16 protein-coding genes are annotated in these 17,291 nt (G+C 72.9%); 4 read left to right on the forward strand and 12 right to left on the reverse strand.

The features are described from left to right. Positions 1 to 29: 29 nt before the first annotated feature. The 3 genes from ACIBCA_RS26410 to ACIBCA_RS26420 form a co-directional block, all read right to left on the reverse strand. Positions 30 to 509, reverse strand: coding sequence for a nuclear transport factor 2 family protein (locus ACIBCA_RS26410; protein WP_396285479.1), 480 nt, complete (start codon positions 507 to 509; stop codon positions 30 to 32). Between the two features lie 28 nt (positions 510 to 537). Then, on the reverse strand, positions 538 to 1,410 hold the full coding sequence (folP, locus tag ACIBCA_RS26415; RefSeq protein WP_396285480.1) for a dihydropteroate synthase: 873 nt from the start codon (positions 1,408 to 1,410) through the stop codon (positions 538 to 540). Positions 1,411 to 1,477: 67 nt separating this feature from the next. Then, complete coding sequence (locus tag ACIBCA_RS26420) at positions 1,478 to 3,322, reverse strand: phosphatidylglycerol lysyltransferase domain-containing protein (RefSeq protein WP_396285481.1); 1,845 nt, start codon at positions 3,320 to 3,322, stop codon at positions 1,478 to 1,480. 376 nt (positions 3,323 to 3,698) lie between these two features. On the opposite strand from ACIBCA_RS26420, the gene ACIBCA_RS26425 reads away from it, so the two are divergent. Both ACIBCA_RS26425 and ACIBCA_RS26430 read left to right on the forward strand, forming a co-directional pair. Next, positions 3,699 to 4,853: an alpha/beta hydrolase gene (locus ACIBCA_RS26425; protein ID WP_396285482.1), complete on the forward strand. Its 1,155-nt coding sequence runs from the start codon at positions 3,699 to 3,701 to the stop codon at positions 4,851 to 4,853. Between the two features lie 169 nt (positions 4,854 to 5,022). Beyond that, positions 5,023 to 5,811 carry a ferritin-like domain-containing protein gene (locus ACIBCA_RS26430; RefSeq protein WP_396285483.1) on the forward strand — a complete coding sequence of 263 codons (789 nt, stop codon included), beginning with the start codon at positions 5,023 to 5,025 and terminating at the stop codon, positions 5,809 to 5,811. Positions 5,812 to 5,835: 24 nt separating this feature from the next. On the opposite strand, the gene folE is transcribed toward ACIBCA_RS26430, so the two are convergent. The 6 genes from folE to dacB form a co-directional block, all read right to left on the reverse strand. Further along, complete coding sequence (folE, locus tag ACIBCA_RS26435; RefSeq protein WP_396285484.1) at positions 5,836 to 6,441, reverse strand: GTP cyclohydrolase I FolE; 606 nt, start codon at positions 6,439 to 6,441, stop codon at positions 5,836 to 5,838. A 116-nt stretch (positions 6,442 to 6,557) separates the two neighbouring features. Continuing rightward, entirely contained in the window at positions 6,558 to 8,612 is a 2,055-nt protein-coding gene (gene ftsH, locus ACIBCA_RS26440) for an ATP-dependent zinc metalloprotease FtsH (RefSeq protein WP_396285485.1), read from the reverse strand. A gap of 229 nt (positions 8,613 to 8,841) precedes the next feature. Next, the gene (hpt, locus tag ACIBCA_RS26445; protein WP_031064035.1) at positions 8,842 to 9,396 is read right to left on the reverse strand and encodes a hypoxanthine phosphoribosyltransferase; all 555 of its coding nucleotides are present in this window, start codon (positions 9,394 to 9,396) and stop codon (positions 8,842 to 8,844) included. Positions 9,397 to 9,465: 69 nt separating this feature from the next. Continuing rightward, positions 9,466 to 10,593 (reverse strand): tRNA lysidine(34) synthetase TilS, encoded by a 1,128-nt coding sequence (gene tilS / locus ACIBCA_RS26450; protein WP_396285486.1) that lies wholly within the window; start codon positions 10,591 to 10,593, stop codon positions 9,466 to 9,468. A 294-nt stretch (positions 10,594 to 10,887) separates the two neighbouring features. Continuing rightward, positions 10,888 to 12,075 (reverse strand): zinc-dependent metalloprotease, encoded by a 1,188-nt coding sequence (locus tag ACIBCA_RS26455; RefSeq protein ID WP_396285487.1) that lies wholly within the window; start codon positions 12,073 to 12,075, stop codon positions 10,888 to 10,890. A gap of 142 nt (positions 12,076 to 12,217) precedes the next feature. After that, positions 12,218 to 13,819 carry a D-alanyl-D-alanine carboxypeptidase/D-alanyl-D-alanine-endopeptidase gene (dacB, locus tag ACIBCA_RS26460; protein WP_396285488.1) on the reverse strand — a complete coding sequence of 534 codons (1,602 nt, stop codon included), beginning with the start codon at positions 13,817 to 13,819 and terminating at the stop codon, positions 12,218 to 12,220. Between the two features lie 76 nt (positions 13,820 to 13,895). Here dacB and ACIBCA_RS26465 point away from each other — a divergent pair, with 76 nt between their 5' ends. Continuing rightward, positions 13,896 to 14,387 (forward strand): inorganic diphosphatase, encoded by a 492-nt coding sequence (locus tag ACIBCA_RS26465; RefSeq protein WP_396285534.1) that lies wholly within the window; start codon positions 13,896 to 13,898, stop codon positions 14,385 to 14,387. 150 nt (positions 14,388 to 14,537) lie between these two features. On the opposite strand, the gene ACIBCA_RS26470 is transcribed toward ACIBCA_RS26465, so the two are convergent. From ACIBCA_RS26470 to ACIBCA_RS26480, 3 genes are all read right to left on the reverse strand, one after another. Then, the gene (locus ACIBCA_RS26470) at positions 14,538 to 14,747 is read right to left on the reverse strand and encodes a dodecin (RefSeq protein WP_031064049.1); all 210 of its coding nucleotides are present in this window, start codon (positions 14,745 to 14,747) and stop codon (positions 14,538 to 14,540) included. Between the two features lie 99 nt (positions 14,748 to 14,846). Next, positions 14,847 to 15,806, reverse strand: a complete 960-nt coding sequence (locus tag ACIBCA_RS26475) for an asparaginase (RefSeq protein ID WP_396285489.1) — start codon at positions 15,804 to 15,806, stop codon at positions 14,847 to 14,849. 73 nt (positions 15,807 to 15,879) lie between these two features. Next, positions 15,880 to 16,491, reverse strand: coding sequence for an ABC transporter substrate-binding protein (locus ACIBCA_RS26480; RefSeq protein WP_396285490.1), 612 nt, complete (start codon positions 16,489 to 16,491; stop codon positions 15,880 to 15,882). A 350-nt stretch (positions 16,492 to 16,841) separates the two neighbouring features. Here ACIBCA_RS26480 and dtd point away from each other — a divergent pair, with 350 nt between their 5' ends. Continuing rightward, complete coding sequence (dtd, locus tag ACIBCA_RS26485) at positions 16,842 to 17,282, forward strand: D-aminoacyl-tRNA deacylase (protein ID WP_396285491.1); 441 nt, start codon at positions 16,842 to 16,844, stop codon at positions 17,280 to 17,282. Positions 17,283 to 17,291 lie beyond the last annotated feature (9 nt).

Below are 17,291 nucleotides of genomic sequence, written 5' to 3' on the forward strand. Positions count from 1 at the left end.
TTCCCGCAGCTCCGGGAATCGGCCCGGAATCAGTCCTCGTCGTCCTCGTCACCGCTGGTCAGGACGGGTGAACCGTGGTGCGACCAGAGCTTCCACCCCGCCGGGGTACGACGGAAGAGATTCGTCGACACCACCTTTCCGCCCACGAGCGGTCCGAGTTCCCCCTCCTCCTCGGACTCACCCCCGGAGAGGATGTTCTCGGTGCACGTGACAAGGGCCACATCACCGTGGACCTCGGCCTCGACATCCGTCAGGAAGAACTGGATGTACTCCGTGTTCATCATGATCAGCATGTACGAGCGCGTCACCTGCGCCCGGCCCCGCAAGACGGGCCAGCCGGGGTGCACGCACACCACGCCGCCCTTGTCGTCGGCTTCGGCCGCGCCGAGCCAGACGTTCTCGACGGCCTCCACGTCACCGCGCTCCAGCGCCTCGTAGAGCGCCTGGTTCGCGGCGAGCACCGCCTCGACGTCCGCCTCCCGGGCCTTCCCGGCCGTTCCGCCGCTCACCCTGCCGTCACCTGCCACAGACCCTCCCTCACCCCAGCCGCGCCGCGCGCTGCCAGGCCGCGACCACGCGGACGGCGTCCGCCGTGCCGGACACGTCGTGCACCCGTACCGCCCAGGCGCCCGCCTGGGCCGAGAGCACCGAGACGGCGGCGGTCGCGTCGTCCCGCTCCCTCGCCGGGCGCAGCTCCCCGGTTTCGGGGTCGGCGAGCAGCGTACCCAGGAACCGCTTGCGCGAAGCCGCGACGAGGACGGGGCGCCCGAGCGCGGTGAGCGCGTCGAGCCGTCCGAGCAGTGCCCAGTTGTGCTCGGCGGTCTTGGCGAAGCCGAGGCCCGGGTCGAGGATCAGCTGCTCCTCCTTGACGCCGACCGCCACCAGGGCGTCCATCCGGGCGGTCAGCTCGCCGACGACGTCGCGCACCACGTCCCCGTAGACGGCCCCGGCGTACATGTCGGCGGACTGCCCCCGCCAGTGCATCACCACGAAGGGCGCGCCGGTCTCGGCGACCACCCGGGCCATCGCCGGGTCGGCGAGCCCGCCGGAGACGTCGTTGACGACCACCGCGCCGGCCTCCACCGCCTGCTCGGCCACGGAGGCGCGCATGGTGTCCACGGACACCGGCACCCCCGCGGCGGACAGCTCCCGGACCACCGGCAGCACCCGGCGCAGCTCCTCCTCCTCGGGCACCCGCTGCGAGCCGGGCCGGGTCGACTCCCCGCCGACGTCCACCAGGTCCGCGCCGCGCGCCCGCAGGGCGAGCCCGTGCGCGATGGCCTTGGCGGGGTCGTGCCAGAGCCCGCCGTCCGAGAAGGAGTCGGGCGTGACGTTGACGACGCCCATCACGGCGCAGCGGCCGAGCCGCGGCAGCCCGGCCGGCAGGGTGTACGAGGGCGAGTTGTTCATGCCCTCATTATCGAACGGGGCCCCCGCCGGGGATTCCCGGCGGGGGCCCCGTTCAGGGCGCGGTCGCTCAGGCCGCCTCGGTGACCTCGCGGGCCGCCGGGACGGGCATCAGGCCCTCGCGCTGGCGCTTGCGGCCGAAGCGCGGCATCCCGAGGGTGATGAAGGCCTCCGCCTGCATCACGGCGAAGCCGATCCGCGGCAGGTCCCGGGTGTTCGGGAAGACCAGGAAGCGCGGCTCCCACTCGGGCTGGAACTTGGCGTTGAACTTGTACAGCGACTCGATCTGGAACCACCGCGACAGGAACACCAGCAGCCCTCGCCAGGCGCGCAGCACCGGGCCCGCACCGATGCGCTCGCCGCGGGCCAGCGCCGAGCGGAACATCGCGAAGTTGAGCGACACCCGGCGGATGCCCATGGCGCCCACCTCCTGCAGGGCGGCGACGATCAGCAGCTCGTTCAGGCCCGGGTCGGCGGCGCGGTCGCGGCGCATCAGCTCCAGCGAGATGCCGTCCGTCCCCCAGGGCACGAAGTGCAGCACGGCCTTGAGGTCGTCGCCCTCCTCGCCCTCCTCGGGGGCCTTGTGGGCGGTGACGACCACGCAGTCGTCGTCCAGCGGGTCGCCGAAGCGGCCCAGCGCCATCGAGAAGCCGCGCTCGGTGTCGGTGCCGCGCCAGCGGGCGGCGGCGTCGGCGATGCGGAACTTCTCCTCGACGGTGAGGTCGGAGACCCGGCGCACCTTGCAGGAGTAGCCGTTGCGCTCGATCCGCTTGACCATCTGGCGCACGTTGCGCATGGCCCGCCCGGCGAGCGAGAAGGTGGCGGTGTCGACGATCGCCTCGTCGCCCAGCTCCAGCGCGTCCAGGTCCGCCTCACGGGTCCAGACCTCGCCGCCGACCTCGCTGCAGCCCACCGCGGCCGGCACCCAGGCGTGCTCGCGGGCCTCGGCCATGAACACCTTGATCGCGCCGGGCCACGCCTCGACGTCGCCGACGGGATCGCCGGAGGCCAGCATCACGCCGGAGACCACGCGGTAGGAGATCGCGGCCTTGCCGGTGGGCGAGAACAGCACGCTCTTGTCGCGGCGCAGCGCGAAGTAGCCGAGCGAGTCCCGCGCGCCGTGGCGCTTGAGCAGCTCGCGGACCTTCTCCTCGTCCTCGACGGTGAGCTCCGGCTTCGGCTTGCCCGGGCGCAGCGCCAGGTAGGCGGTGGTGAAGGCGGTCAGCAGGCCCAGGCCCCCGAGCAGGTAGGCGACCAGGTCGGACATCCGCTCGTTGGTGTAGCGGATCGGCCCCTCGAAGCCGAACAGCCCGTACCCGACGTGCTGCAGCCGCTGGGCGAAGCCCGGGTGTCCGACCTCGTACTTGGTGCGGGTCCACACGATCGCCAGGCCGAGCAGGGCGCTGAGGGCGCCCATCACGACGAGGTTGACCACCGCGCCCCAGCGGGTGCGCGGATCGGCCTTGGCGTAGAACTCGCGCTGGTGCACCAGCATCACCGCGAGGACGATCAGCGAGACGACCGCCGGGCCGACCTGGTGCCAGCGCACGATGTGCAGCGCGGCGCTGAGCGGCAGCAGCACGCACACGGCGCGCCAGGCCCGCCGCTTGCGCCGGCGCAGCGCGTGCGCCAGCGGCACCAGCAGGATGCCGACCATCAGCGTGCCGACCGCGGCCAGGCTGGTGGTGCCGCCCGGCAGCTGCCCGGCGACGGTGTGCATCTTGGTGTGCCGCAGCTTGGGGAACACCGCGCTGGCGATGTCCACCAGCCCGATCAGCAGGCTGGCGTAGCCGACCGCGCCGGGGAGCCAGGACCTCGGGACGGCGGCCGCCTGGTTGCGCAGCGTCTGCAGACCGCGGCGACGGGGCGACGGCGGCTGCTCGGGGCTCGGCTCAACGGACACGGGAACGCTCATGGGTGCTCAGCGTAGAGGCTGCGGGACGGCGTCCGGTCACCCCTGTGGGCGACGCGTGATGGACCTTCATGCCTATTCCTTCATCAGGCAATGCGCATACCAAGGACCCGGAAACGGTCGGTAAACCGGGGCGGTGGCGGCGCTGCGGGTTGAGCCGGCGGTGGGAGCGGTGGCCCGCGGCCGCGTGGCGCGCCGAGGCCCCCGCGGGCGGGTTACGTACGGTGGACGCCGCATTCTAGGGCGCCGGTTGCCGGAGCTCTCCCCCACCCTCCCGGCCCACCCTGCCATCCGGACAGCCTAGCTGCGGTGGCCCGGCCTGACGGGCCGCCAGACGATGAATCCCGCATCGACAGTGTCCCACCGGAAGGCCGACGGCATGGAACTGACCAGCGACCTGCTGGTGAACTCGCTGCTCGCGCTCGGCGCCGCGGCTCTCGTCACGACCCTGTGGCTCTGGCCGCGCCTCGCACGGCAGCGCCCGCTGCCGGTGCTCGGCCGGATCGGCCTGATGACGGTCACTCAAGCCTCGGTCCTGGCGGTCCTGGCGCTGTCGGTGAACAACTCCTTCGGGTTCTACACCTCCTGGGACGACCTGCTCGACCCCGGCGGCGCCAAGCTCGCGCTGACCAGCAACGAGAACCACAAGGGCGGCACCCCGGTCTCCGACTCGCCGATCCAGCCGACCAACGAGGGCGGCCTGGAGAGCGTGACCGACCTGCCCAAGGGCCCGCCCGAGGAGGCCGGCAAGGTCGAGTCCGTCCGGGTCACCGGCAAGGACACCGGAATGTCCGACCAGATGTTCGTCTACCTGCCGCCCGAGTACTTCGACCCGAAGTTCGCCCTGGTCCGCTTCCCCGTCCTGATGACCATCGCCGGCTTCCCCGGCACCACGCTCAACCTGATGAAGGAACTGCCGGTCGTCAGGACGGCCGCGGAGCTCCAGAAGACCGGAAAGATGCCGCCCACCATCGTGGTGCTGGCCCGGCCGACCGTCGCCCCGCCGCGCAACACCGAGTGCGTGGACGTCCCCGGCGGCCCGCGCGCCGAGACCTGGTTCGTCAAGGACGTCCCCGAGGCGCTGCGCGCCACCTACCGCACCGGCCGCACGGCCGGCTCCTGGGCCGTCTTCGGCTACTCCACCGGCGGCAGCTGCGCGATGCGCCTGGCGATGCGCTTCCCGGGCGTCTACGGCAGCGCGGTGGGCCTCCACGGGGACTTCGTCGTGCACGAGGACCAGTTCACCGGCGGCAGCCTCTTCAACGGCGACAAGGCCCTCGCCCAGCAGAGCGACCTGTCCTGGCGGCTGCAGAACCTCCCCGCCCCGCCGCTGTCGATGCTGGTGGTCTCCACCCGCAAGGAGGCGGACTACCCGCAGACCGTCCGCTTCGTCGAGCAGGCCCAGCAGGTGTCCGCGGCCAGTCCGCAGTTCAGCGTGGAGTCGCTGTACCTGGACGACGGCGGCCACAACTTCGAGAGCTGGGTCCGCGAGCTGCCGGCCTCCCTCGAATGGGTGGGCACGCACCTCGGCTGAGACCGACCGGCACATGGGGGACGCCGCGACGCCGCCCCCATGTGCCGGTCGGTCTGTGGCGTGCGAGTGACTACCCGCCGGTCGGTAGGGACGCCCGGCGGCCCGGGGGTACGAATCGCGGCCGCCCGCCCGACCGGCGCGGGCGCCGCCCGTCCGCACAGGAGGCGCCGTGCTGAGCACCAGATCGCTGTTCGACGAGATCTACCGGAACGACCAGGCGTACCAGCTGTTCTGCAGCATCGCGGCCGGCGGCGAGGACCAGGGCGGCTGGGAGAACGAGCGGATCACCGCCCTCACCCGGGACGAGGTCCTCGCCCCCAAGGTCGCCCGGCACGGCGCGGACGAGCGCAAGCACGGCCGGATCTTCTCCCAGCTGCTGAACAAGCGGGGCCTGCCCAAGGTGCCCGTCCCGGACGACGCCGACTACTGCATGCTGCTGGAGCGCCAGGGCGTCGGCCTGGCGCACGAGCGGCTCAACAGCGACGTCCCGCTGACGGAGCGCGAGATCATCGTCTACCTGGCGCACAGCCGGGTCACCGAGCAGCGCGCCGCCGAGCAGATGCGCCAGCTGGTCAAGGCGTACGCCGACAACCCGGACCTCGGCCGGGCGATGCGGATGATCTCCGCCGACGAGGACAACCACCTCGCGTACTGCCACGAGGAGCTGCTGCGGCTGCGGGCGGCCGGCCACGGCCCGTACATCCGCCACGCCCTGGAGACCTGCGCCCGCGGCGAGATCCGCACCCACCGGGACGTCGGCCTGGCGGTGACCTCCCGGCTGGCGAGGATCCTGCGCTGGCCGCGCTGGCAGCTCGCCGTGGTCACCCTCGGGGTGCACGCGCTCTACCTGTACGACCGGGCCTACGGCTGGCGGCGGATGGTCGCCCTGCGGATGCCCGAGCGCCGCAACGCCCTGGGCACCCCGGCTCCGCCGCACGCGGAGCGCGAGGTGCTCTGAACGCCGCCCTACCGACCGATGCCCCTATCGCCCGATGATGAGGCTCATCGCCTCGGCCCGGGTGGCCGGGTCGCGCAGCTGGCCGCGCACGCAGGAGGTGATGGTCTTGGCGCCGGGCTTGCGGATGCCGCGCATCGACATGCACATGTGCTCGCACTCGACGACGACGATCGCCCCGCGCGGCTCCAGGATCCGCATCAGCGCGTCCGCGACCTGGCTGGTGAGCCGCTCCTGCACCTGGGGGCGGCGGGCGTAGACGTCGACCAGCCGGGCGAGCTTGGACAGGCCCGTGATCTTGCCGGCCTCGGACGGGATGTACCCGACGTGCGCCACCCCGCGGAACGGCACCAGGTGATGCTCGCAGACGGACGTCAGCTCGATGTCCTTCACGAGCACCATCTCGTCGTGCCCGAGGTCGAAGGTCGTCGTCAGGACGTCCTCCGGCTCCTGCCACAGGCCCGCGAATATCTCTTTGTACGCCCGCGCCACCCGGGCCGGGGTCTCCAGCAGACCCTCACGGTCCGGGTCCTCCCCGACGGCCAGCAGCAGCTCGCGGACGGCGTTCTCGGCCCGCTTCTGGTCGAAGGTGCCGACGGCAGACGAACCGTCGAGCGTCACCGGGTCGATCATGCGGGCCTCGCTTACGTGTGGGACGACTTGGGCTGAACAGCACGGATGCCGCGCCTCCAGGGTACAAACCCCGGTGACGCGGCATCCATTCCGTACAGGTGGTGCAGCCCTCGCGATCAGCCCTCGGTCGGGTGCTCCGGGGCCTGGAGCGGCGGGAGCTTCACGACGTCCACCGCGGCGGTCTCACCGACGGAGGCGCCGTTGGTCAGCGCCAGCTCCTTCGGCGACTGCACCGGCGGGCGGGTCGACGGCGTCCGGCGCGCGGAACCCGTCCAGGCCGGACGGTGCGGGCGCTTGACGATCGGCGCGAAGATCTCGGCGATCTGCTCCTTGTTCAGGGTCTCCTTCTCGAGGAGCTCCAGGACGAGGTTGTCGAGCACGTCGCGGTTCTCGACCAGGATCTCCCAGGCCTCGTTGTGCGCGCTCTCGATGAGCTTCTTGACCTCTTCGTCGACCAGCCCTGCGACCTCTTCCGAGTAGTCGCGCTGGTGGCCCATCTCGCGCCCCAGGAACGGCTCCGAGTTGTCGCTGCCGAACTTGATGGCACCGAGGCGCTCGGTCATGCCGTACTGGGTGACCATGGCCCGCGCCGTGGCGGTGGCCTTCTCGATGTCGTTGGAGGCACCGGTGGTCGGGTCGTGGAAGACCAGCTCCTCCGCCGCGCGCCCGCCCAGCATGTAGGCCAGCTGGTCGAGCATCTCGTTGCGGGTGGTGGAGTACTTGTCCTCGTCCGGCAGCACCATGGTGTAGCCGAGGGCCCGGCCGCGGGACAGGATCGTGATCTTGTGCACCGGGTCGCTGTACTGACAGGCCGCCGCGACCAGGGCGTGACCGCCCTCGTGGTACGCGGTGATCTTCTTCTCCTTGTCGGACATGATCCGCGTGCGCTTCTGCGGACCGGCCACGACACGGTCGATCGCCTCGTCCAGGATGCCGTTGTCGATCAGCTTCTTGTCCGAACGGGCGGTCAGCAGGGCCGCCTCGTTCAGCACGTTCGACAGGTCGGCGCCGGTGAAGCCGGGGGTGCGCTTGGCGACGGCCGAGAGGTCGACGTCGGGCGCGATCGGCTTGCCCTTCTGGTGCACCTTGAGGATGTCCAGACGGCCCTGGAGGTCGGGGCGCTCCACCGCGATCTGGCGGTCGAAGCGGCCCGGGCGCAGCAGCGCCGGGTCCAGGATGTCGGGGCGGTTGGTCGCGGCGATCAGGATCACGCCGCCCTTGACGTCGAAGCCGTCCATCTCGACGAGCAGCTGGTTGAGGGTCTGCTCGCGCTCGTCGTGGCCACCGCCGAGGCCCGCACCGCGGTGCCGGCCGACGGCGTCGATCTCGTCGACGAAGACGATCGCCGGGGCGTTCGCCTTGGCCTGCTCGAAGAGGTCGCGGACACGGCTGGCGCCGACACCGACGAACATCTCGACGAAGTCCGAGCCGGAGATCGAGTAGAACGGCACCCCGGCCTCCCCGGCGACGGCGCGCGCGAGGAGGGTCTTGCCGGTGCCGGGCGGGCCGTACAGCAGCACGCCCTTGGGGATCTTGGCGCCGACGGCCTGGAACTTGGCCGGCTCCTGCAGGAACTCCTTGATCTCGTGGAGCTCCTCCACCGCCTCGTCCGCACCCGCGACGTCCGCGAAGGTGGTCTTGGGGGTGTCCTTGGTGAGCAGCTTGGCCTTGGACTTGCCGAACTGCATGACCCGGGAGCCGCCGCCCTGCATCTGGTTCATCAGGAACAGGAAGACCAGGACGATGATCACGATCGGCAGCATCGACAGCATCAGGCTGACGAGGGTGCTCTGCTTCTCCGGGCTGACGGTGTAGCCCTCGGTGAGCGTGTTCGGGTCCTTGGCGTTGACCTGGTTCTGCAGCTTCTCGGCGAGCGCCACGCCCTGGTCCCCGATGTACGAGGCCTGGAACTTGCTGCCCGACGGGACCTTGCCCGTGCCGGCGGGCGACAGCTTGGCGCCGTCCTTCAGCTGGATCTTGATCGTGTTCGAGTCACCAGTGGTGATCTGCGCCGACTTGACGTCCTTGGCGTCGATCGCTGCGACCACCTGACCGGTGTCCACCGTCTTGTAGCCGTTCGAATCCGAAACGACCTGCATCAAAACGATGACGGCGAGGACGGCCAGCACGATCCACATGATCGGCGCACGGAAGTATCGCTTAACGTCCATCCATGCGGGGCGTTGCCGCCCCGTCCCTCCTGCCACTCAACGGCTCCGGGGGGCTGTGTGCCGACCCGGCGCATACGGTCATTGCTCATGTGAAGAGCGGTTTATGGGACCGTACCGCAGTCCGACCCGCCCATGGCGGGAGCACGGCGACACGGTTGTCGTTCTTTGTCCCCACGGTCCAACGGGCGGGAGCGGGCTCCTGTTCCCGCCGATCGCCCGAACGGGGTCCTCAGCCGCCGTAGACGTGCGGGGCGAGGGTGCCGATGAAGGGGAGGTTACGCAGCTTCTCCGCGTAGTCCAGGCCGTAGCCCACCACGAACTCGTTGGGAATGTCGAAGCCGACGTACTTCACGTCGATCTCGACCTTGGCCGCGTCGGGCTTGCGCAGCAGGGCGCAGACCTCCAGCGAGGCCGGACCGCGGGAGCCCAGGTTGCCCAGGAGCCAGGACAGCGTCAGGCCGGAGTCGATGATGTCCTCGACGATCAGGACGTCACGGCCGGCGATGTCGGTGTCCAGGTCCTTGAGGATACGCACCACGCCCGAGGACTTGGTGCCCATCCCGTAGGACGAGACGGCCATCCAGTCCATGGTCACCTGCGAGTGCAGGGCCCGGGCCAGATCGGCCATGACCATCACGGCCCCCTTGAGGACGCCGACGATCAGCAGGTCCTTGCCTGCGTAGTCCCGGTCGATGCGCTCGGCCAGCTCCAGGAGCTTGGCGTCGATCTCGTCCTTGCTGATGAGCACCTTCGCGAGGTCAGCGCCCATGTCGTTCTGGTCCACCGGGGATACGTCCTCAAACGTTCGGGGTATGTGTGGCCGGCGGCCGGCCACCCCGGGCATGCCTGCCCGTCAGTCGCCCTGTCGCCGAAAGACCAGCGTGCCACACCTGCGGGTGGCCTCGACGCCCCCGGGTAGGTGCAGCGGCCCCTGGCCGCGCCACCCGGTGACCAGCAGGTCGATCGTCTCCAGGTGCCGCGCGAACAGGTCCCCGGCCGGACAGCCCGCCCGCAGCGCGGCCCGGCGCAGCACCCGGCGGCGTACGGCGGAGGGCAGTTCGGCCAGTTTCACGGCGTCCAGGGCGCCTTCGCCCGTACGGAGGTCGCGTTCCGCCAGGGAGGCCCACTGGTCGAGGGCGTCGGCGTCGTCGCGGAACAGCCGGGCGGTACGGGCCAGCGCCTCCACCACTCCGCCGCCCAGGTGCTTCTCCAGCACCGGCAGCACCTCGTGGCGCACGCGGGAGCGGGTGTAGGCGGGATCACAGTTGTGCGGGTCGTCCCAGACGGGGATCGACTGCGCCGAGCACGCCTGCCGGGTGGCGGCGCGGTCCAGCTCCAGCAGCGGGCGGCGGTAGCGGCCCTTCTGGGCCGGCATCCCGGCGAGCGAGCGGGAGCCCGAGCCTCGGGCCAGGCCCAGCAGGACGGTCTCGGCCTGGTCGTCGCGGGTGTGGCCGAGCAGCACCGCGACGGCGCGGTGGCGTTCGGCGGCCTCGTCGAGCGCGGCGTAGCGGGCGTCCCGGGCGGCGGCCTCGGGGCCGCCCTCGCGGCCGACGCGGACCTGGACGGCCTCGACCGGGTCCAGCCCCAGCGAGCGCAGCCGCTCGGCGACCTGGGCGGCCCGCTCGCCGGAGCCGTCCTGGAGGCCGTGGTCGACGGTGACGGCGCCGACCCGCAGGCCGAGCTTGGGGGCCTCGAAGGCGGTGGCGATGGCCAGCGCCATGGAGTCCGCGCCGCCGCTCACGGCGACGAGCACCAGCGGCGAGCCGGGGGCGGCCGGGGTGCGGGGCAGGCCCGAGGGGTGGCGGGCGGCGTTGCCGATCAGCGTGGTGCCGAGGGCGGCGCCCACCAGCGGGGAGCCGGCCTGGCGCTCACGGGGGGCGCGGGCGGGCGGTGTGAAGGTGGAGCCGGCTTCGGCGGCCAGCTCGGTGAGCGTACGGCGGACGGCCAGGCGTATCGCGGCGACTGCGGGGTGAGGGCCCACGGCGGACGACTCCTCGGCGGAGGTCGGGGACAGGACGGCGGCGGACGCGGCGGGGAGCCGCGCAGCCTGTGAGCGCCGCGTTACCGGGCGCTCACAGATGGTGGCAGAAAGGAGGTGCCCGCTACGCCACCCTCGCCACCGGTACGACCACCGTCCCACGTTCGGGTGAATGGAGAAACGTATCTTCACCCTTGGCCTGCCGGATTGGACCACTCGTACGAGCGGGTTTGACCGCCACGCGGCGCTTTGCGGATGAGGGCGCCGCGGGCCTCGCGGCTCGCCCCCTCGGAGGGGTCAGCGGGCGACGCGGGCGACCCAGGCGGCCGGGTCGTGGATCTCCTCCTTGGTCGGCAGCGTGTTCGGGGAGGTCCACACCCGGTTGAACCCCTCCATCCCGACCCGCTCGACCACCCCGCGCACGAACACCGCCCCGTCCTGGTACTGGCGCAGCTTCGCGTCCATGCCCAGCAGCCGGCGCAGCATCAGGTCCAGCCGGTTCGCCCCGCGGTCCCGGCGCTGCTGGAACTTCTCCCGGATCTCCGCGACGGTCGGCACCACGGCCGGGCCCACACCGTCCATCACCACGTCCGCGTGGCCCTCCAGCAGCGACATCACCGCCGTCAGCCGGCCCAGGATCTCCCGCTGCGCGGGCGACTGGACGATCTCCAGCAGGTTGGACGACCCGGCGCCCTCGCGCTCCCGGCCGCCCGCGCCGCCCGGCAGGGCGCCGCCCAGCGAGCCCGCCGCGTCGCGCAGCCGCTCCAGCAGCGCGCCCGGGTCCACGTCCGTCTCGGCGAGGAAGGACTGCACCTCGGACTGGATGTGGTCCCGCAGCCAGGGCACCGCCGTGAACTGCGTCCGGTGCGTCTCCTCGTGCAGGCAGACCCAGAGCCGGAAGTCGGACGGGTCGACGTCCAGCTCCCGCTCCACGTGCACGATGTTCGGCGCCACCAGCAGCAGGCGGCCCGGCCCGGGGCCGTCCGGGCCCAGCCGGGGCTTGTCGAACAGCGCCGCCGGGCTGTCCGGCGCCTCCAGGGAGGGCTCCGCCGGGGCGAAGGTCTCGTACTGGCCCAGCACCTTCGTCGACAGGAACGCCAGCAGCGCCCCGACCTCGATCCCGGTGGCCTTCTCCCCGACCGAGCCGAACACCCCCGCCGCCGGACCGCCGGCCGCCCGGCGCGCCCGCAGCTTCTCCACCAGCGGCTGCACGACCGTCCGGAACCCGGCCACGTTGGCCCGCACCCAGCCGGGGCGGTCCACCACCAGGACGGGCGTCGCGGCGGCGGCCGCCAGGCTGCTCGACCGCATCCCGGTGAACGCGCGGACGTGCTCCTCGGCCTCCAGGGCGTGCCGGCGCAGCTCGGCGACGACGGCCGCCGCCTCCGCCCGGCTGACCTCCGGCCCCGGGCGCACCAACCTGGTCGCGGTTGCGACCGCGAGATTCCAGTCGACCATGTCAGCCCCGCCGCTCGCGCTCGTCATGCCCTCACCGTACGTGCTCCCCACCACCGGCGGCAGCCACCCGCCACGATCGCTTCCCGCCCTCCGGAACCGCCCCCGGGGCACGCCGGGAAGACCCTCGGAGGCGGGACGGGGGCGGCGGCGGGACGGGGGCGGCGGCGGGTCAGTGGCAGCCGCAGGCGGCGAGGCGGGCGGCTATGCGGTCGAGGGCGGCGCGGGCGGTGTCGGCGGGAGCGGTGGTGTGCGTCATGACAGCGAAGGCGAGGAGGCGGCCGTCCGCGTCGACCACGGTGCCGGCGAGGGTGTTGACGCCGTTGAGGCTGCCGGTCTTGGCCCGGATCAGCCCGGCCGCGTCGGCGGCGCCGGAGTTCGGGCCGTAGCGCTTGGCGAGGGTGCCGGTGAAGCCCGCGACGGGCAGGCCCGCGAGGACCGGGCGCAGCGCGGGGTGCTGGTCGGAGGCGGCCAGGGCCAGGAGCCGGGTGAGGACGACGGGCGGGATGGCGTTGCCCGGGTTCAGCCCGCTGCCGTCGTTGAGGGTGGTGCCGCTCATCGGCACGCCGAGCTTGGTCAGCTCCTGGGTCACCGCGGTGGCCGCGCCCTCGAAGCCGGCCGGCTGGTGGCCGGCGATCGCGGCCTGGCGGGCGATCGCCTCGGCGAGCTGGTTGTCGGAGGTGGTGAGCGCCCGTTCGACCAGGCGGGCGATGGTCGGCGAGTCGACCCGGCCGAGGACGGGCGCGTCGGCGGCGGCCGCGGCGCCGGCGGGCTTGGCCTTGCCCTCGACGGTGACGCCCTGGGCCTTGAGCAGCCCGGCGAACGCCTCGGCGGCGGAGGCGGCCGGGTCGGGGACCCGCTTGGGCGCGTCCTCGCGGCTCTTCGGGTCCACCCGGCCCTCGTCCGCCATCAGCGGGACGACCGGGGCGATGTTGGTGTCGTCGTCGTGGAACTTGTGCAGCGGGTTGCCGCTGTACAGCGAGAGGTCGTAGTCGAGCGCGACGGTGGTGGTGCCGGCGGCCTTGAGCGCGGCGGCGGTCTGCCGGGCCAGGTCGTCGAGGGAGGCGGGGGCGGTGTCCGGGTCGGCGGGCTGGCCGCCGATCTGCACCTGGTCGGCGGGCAGCGCGGTGAGCGTCGGATCCCCGCCGCCGACGAGGGTGATGCTTCCGGGCGTGGCGCCCTTGACCACCCGGGTGGTCAGCCGGGTGTCGCCGGGGAGGAGGGACAGGGCCGCGATCGAGGTGGCGATCTTGGTGGTGGAGGCGGGGGTGGAGGCGGTGTTCTCGCCCGTCCCGTAGAGGAGTTGACCGCCGGAGGCGTCCGCGACGGCGATGCTGACGGTGCCCAGGCTCTTGTCGGCGAGCAGCGGGGCGAGGGCCTGCTGGAGGCCCTGCGAGGTGGGGACGGGGGCCTCGGGGCCGGTCTCGGCGGTGGCGAGGACGGCGCCCGCGGCCGGCGCCGGGCGCGCGCCCGCGGCATCGCTCCCGCCGGTGCCTGCGGTGGGCTGCTCGGCCCGGCGGGTCGGGCTCTTGCCCTTGTCCTTGCCGTGGTCGCCCTTCTTGCCGTCCCGGCCGGTGGACCCGTCGTGGCCCTCGTCCTGGTTGTCCCGGTCGTCGTTGCCGTTGTGCGGGCTGCTGTGGCCGCCGGGCGTCGGCGAAGGCTGCGCGTACGCACCGCCCGCGCCCAGGACCGTCCCGGCGACGAGCACCGCCGCTCCGAACAGTCCGGCGGCCGTCCCCCTGCGACGGCGCGCCGCCCCCACCCGTGCTCCCACCGACCGGCCCCTTTCCCGAGCATCCACTCCCGTAGGAGACACTGGGATTCTGTCAGTACCTACCTTGGAGGAACCGTTGGAGTTCGACGTCCTTATCGAAATCCCGAAGGGCTCTCGTAACAAGTACGAGGTCGACCACGAGACCGGCCGTCTTCGGCTCGACCGGATGCTCTTCACCTCGACCCGCTACCCGGCCGACTACGGCTACGTCGAGGGCACCCTGGCGGACGACGGTGACCCGCTGGACGCCCTGGTCATCCTGGACGAGCCGACCTTCCCCGGTTGCCTGATCAAGTGCCGCGCCATCGGCATGTTCAAGATGACCGACGAGGCGGGCGGCGACGACAAGCTGCTCTGCGTCCCGGCGACGGACCCGCGCTGGGAGCACCTGCGCGACATCCACCACGTGTCGGAGTTCGACCGCCTGGAGATCCAGCACTTCTTCGAGGTCTACAAGGACCTGGAGCCGGGCAAGTCGGTCGAGGGTGCCAACTGGGTCGGCCGCACCGAGGCCGAGGCCGAGGTCACCGCTTCGATCAAGCGTCTGGCGGACCAGGGCGGCCACTGAGCCGTCGTTCCGATCTCCTCGGTCGGGACGGGTCCTGAGGCCGGGGTTCCACGGATTCGTCCGCGGTCCCCGGCCTCTGGCGTTCCCGGGGCGGATTTGCCGACAGACCGTCGGCAAATCCGGGTGGGACCGAGAGCCGGCTCAGCCCGCTCAGTCCTCGAGGCGGAAGCCGACCTTGATGCACACCTGGTAGTGCTTGACCCGGCCGTCCTCCAGGTGGCCCCGGACCTGCGAGACCTCGAACCAGTCGAGGTTGCGCAGCGTGCGGGAGGCCCGTTCCACCCCGTTGCGGATCGCGGCGTCGACGCTCTCGGTCGAGGACCCGACGATCTCGGTCACCCGGTACACATGGTCGGACATGGCGGACTCCTCAGCTGTGCGACGGCCCCCGGTCCTCCACCGTGCACCGCCGTCCGCCCGCCCGCACCCCGGCGGGCGCCGGCCCAGCGCACGCCCAGGTCAGAAGGCCGCCCGCACCCGGCCGACCGGCACCCCGCCGCCCAGCAGCACGGCCTCGCCGATCCGCTCCAGGGTCTCGTCCGCGCCGCTCACCCCGAGCCGGCGCAGCGCCGCCGCCAGGACGGGGCCGCGGGCCCGCTCGCCGCCGTCCTCGATCTTGAAGGCGAGGGCCCGGCCGTCGGGCAGCGCCACCACCTGGACGGCCTCGGCGCCCATCTTGGACAGCACGCCCGGCACGGCCCGCATCAGCCAGGTGTCGGCGCGGCGGGTGCCGGCCACGTACTCGGGGTGGGCGCGCATCGCGTCCGCCACCCGGCGCTGCTCGGTGCCCTCGGCGGCCAGCACCAGGGCCCGGTAGCCGCGCGCCAGGCCGGTCAGCGAGACGGTGAGCAGGGGCGCGCCGCAGCCGTCCACGCCCAGGTGGGCCGAGGTCTCGCCGGTGCTCTCCGCCAGGGCGTCCTGGGCCAGCCGCTGGATGGGGTGGGCCGGGTCGAGGTAGGCCTCGGTGTCCCAGCCGTTGGCGACGCAGGCGGCCAGCCAGCCGGCGTGCTTGCCGGAGCAGTCCATCAGGATCGGGGCGCGGCGGCCGCCGGAGGCCAGCAGCAGTTCGGCCTCGGTCTCGTCCAGCGGGAGGTCGGCGGGGGTCCGCAGGGCGCTCTCGTCCAGCCCGGCGGAGCCGAGTATCGCCCGGACGCCGTCGAGGTGAAACGATTCCGCAGAGTGGCTGGAGGCCGCCAGCGCCAGCAGCTCGCCCCCGATCGCCAGCCCGGCCCGCAGGGTCGCCACCGCCTGGAAGGGCTTGGCAGTGGAGCGGGGGAACACCGGGGCGTCCGGGTCACCGAGCGCGAACTCGACCGAGCCGTCCGCGGCGAGCAGCACCAGCGAACCGTGGTGACGGCCCTCGGTGAAGCCCGAACGGACGACCTCGGCGAGGACGGGCGGGGTGGCGTGCTGGGGCATGGCAGGAGCCTTCCGGGGCGAGGGTGAGCCGGGGGGCGAGCCCGGGCCCGTCCGCGCGCGGGGCCTCACCTGGTCAGAGCGGGCCGCCCGCGAGCAGGTCGTCGACCCGTGCTTCCCCATCACGGTACCTGCGGGTCATCTCGGCGTTGCAACCGTCCGCCGTGCGCAGCAGCAGCTGGCGACGGCCGGACACCTCGCGCTCGTGCGCCCGCAGCCGCTCCAGCGCGGCCACCAGGTCCTCGGCCGGGTGGGCGGCGAGGTCGGCGAGCTGGACGTCGCCCATCAGCTCGTCCGCCTCCAGCCGGGCGTCCAGGGTGCGCGGCGGGCCGAGGGTGACGTGCCGGGCCGAGCGGCGCACGGTGGAGGGGGCGTCGGTGAGGATCGCCGGCAGCCGGTCCAGCAGGTCACCGCCCGCCTGGCCCGCTTCCCGGCCCGGTGCCTCCGCCGTCGGGGCCGAATCGGCGCCGGGGGGCCCGCCGGGGTCGCGGCGGTCGAGTTCGGCGTGCAGGATGTCCATCCGGCCGTGCAGCAGGCGCCGCAGGTACGAGAGGTCGGCCTCCTGCTCCAGGGTCTCGCGGCGCAGGACGCGCAGCTCGTCCAGGCGCAGGCGCTCCAGGCCGGGATCGCTCCCCCCACCCCCGCCGCCCGTCGACCGCTCCCGCGCCGCGCTGCTCGCGTCCATCATCCAGCCACCCGCCGTCGTCCGATCCCGCCCGATAACGGCACCCCGTCCCTGCCGCCGGTCCGCCTCGCCCCCAGGTCGGGCTCGCGTCCCGTTCGTATGGTCCACCAGCGTGCCACCCCGCCCGGCGCGCGCGCACCGCCCGTGCACCCGAACGGCCCCCTGGCGAACGGGGGTGGCTGATATGACAGAGCCTTTCCCCAGGAAGAGCGGCGCCCGCCACCGCGCAGGCGCTCAGGACACGGCGTGCGCCACCCTTTCGCGCGCCCCTCTTCTGCGCCCCTCTCGTCCACCCCTCCCGCGCGCCCCGGGGCCCTCCGGGCGGGCTACGGGGCTCCGGCACAATGGGCGACATGCGAGCAGTGGTGCAGCGAGTGACCGAGGCCAGGGTGACCGTGGCCGGAGAGACCGTCGGCGCGATCGAGGGGCCGGGGCTCTGCGTCCTGGTCGGCGTCACCCACGAGGACAGCCCGGCCAAGGCGGCCCAACTGGCCCGCAAACTCTGGACTCTGCGCCTGCTGCCCGCCGACCAGGAGGGCGTGGAGCAGAGTTGCTCGGACATCGGCGCCCCGCTGCTGGTGATCAGCCAGTTCACCCTCTACGGCGACGCCCGCAAGGGCCGCCGGCCCACCTGGAACGCCGCCGCCCCCGGCCCGGTCGCCGAGCCGCTGGTGGACGAGGTGGTGGCGCAGCTGCGCGCGCTGGGGGCCAAGGTGGAGACGGGCCGGTTCGGCGCCGACATGCAGGTGGCGCTGGTGAACGACGGCCCGTTCACCGTCCTCGTCGAGGTCTGATCCCGCCGG

This window comes from Kitasatospora sp. NPDC051170, assembly GCF_044455705.1.
GTDB lineage: Bacteria > Actinomycetota > Actinomycetes > Streptomycetales > Streptomycetaceae > Kitasatospora.

Excerpts from the sequence above, each read along its gene's own strand:
- ftsH (WP_396285485.1), bottom strand. The coding sequence starts at position 8,612 with ATGGACGTTAAGCGATACTTCCGTGCGCCGATCATGTGGATCGTGCTG.
- folP (WP_396285480.1), bottom strand. The coding sequence starts at position 1,410 with ATGAACAACTCGCCCTCGTACACCCTGCCGGCCGGGCTGCCGCGGCTC.
- ACIBCA_RS26470 (WP_031064049.1), bottom strand. The coding sequence starts at position 14,747 with ATGTCCGACCATGTGTACCGGGTGACCGAGATCGTCGGGTCCTCGACC.
- ACIBCA_RS26420 (WP_396285481.1), bottom strand. The coding sequence starts at position 3,322 with ATGAGCGTTCCCGTGTCCGTTGAGCCGAGCCCCGAGCAGCCGCCGTCG.
- dtd (WP_396285491.1), top strand. The coding sequence starts at position 16,842 with ATGCGAGCAGTGGTGCAGCGAGTGACCGAGGCCAGGGTGACCGTGGCC.
- ACIBCA_RS26480 (WP_396285490.1), bottom strand. The coding sequence starts at position 16,491 with ATGATGGACGCGAGCAGCGCGGCGCGGGAGCGGTCGACGGGCGGCGGG.
- ACIBCA_RS26425 (WP_396285482.1), top strand. The coding sequence starts at position 3,699 with ATGGAACTGACCAGCGACCTGCTGGTGAACTCGCTGCTCGCGCTCGGC.
- ACIBCA_RS26475 (WP_396285489.1), bottom strand. The coding sequence starts at position 15,806 with ATGCCCCAGCACGCCACCCCGCCCGTCCTCGCCGAGGTCGTCCGTTCG.
- folE (WP_396285484.1), bottom strand. The coding sequence starts at position 6,441 with ATGATCGACCCGGTGACGCTCGACGGTTCGTCTGCCGTCGGCACCTTC.
- ACIBCA_RS26455 (WP_396285487.1), bottom strand. The coding sequence starts at position 12,075 with ATGACGAGCGCGAGCGGCGGGGCTGACATGGTCGACTGGAATCTCGCG.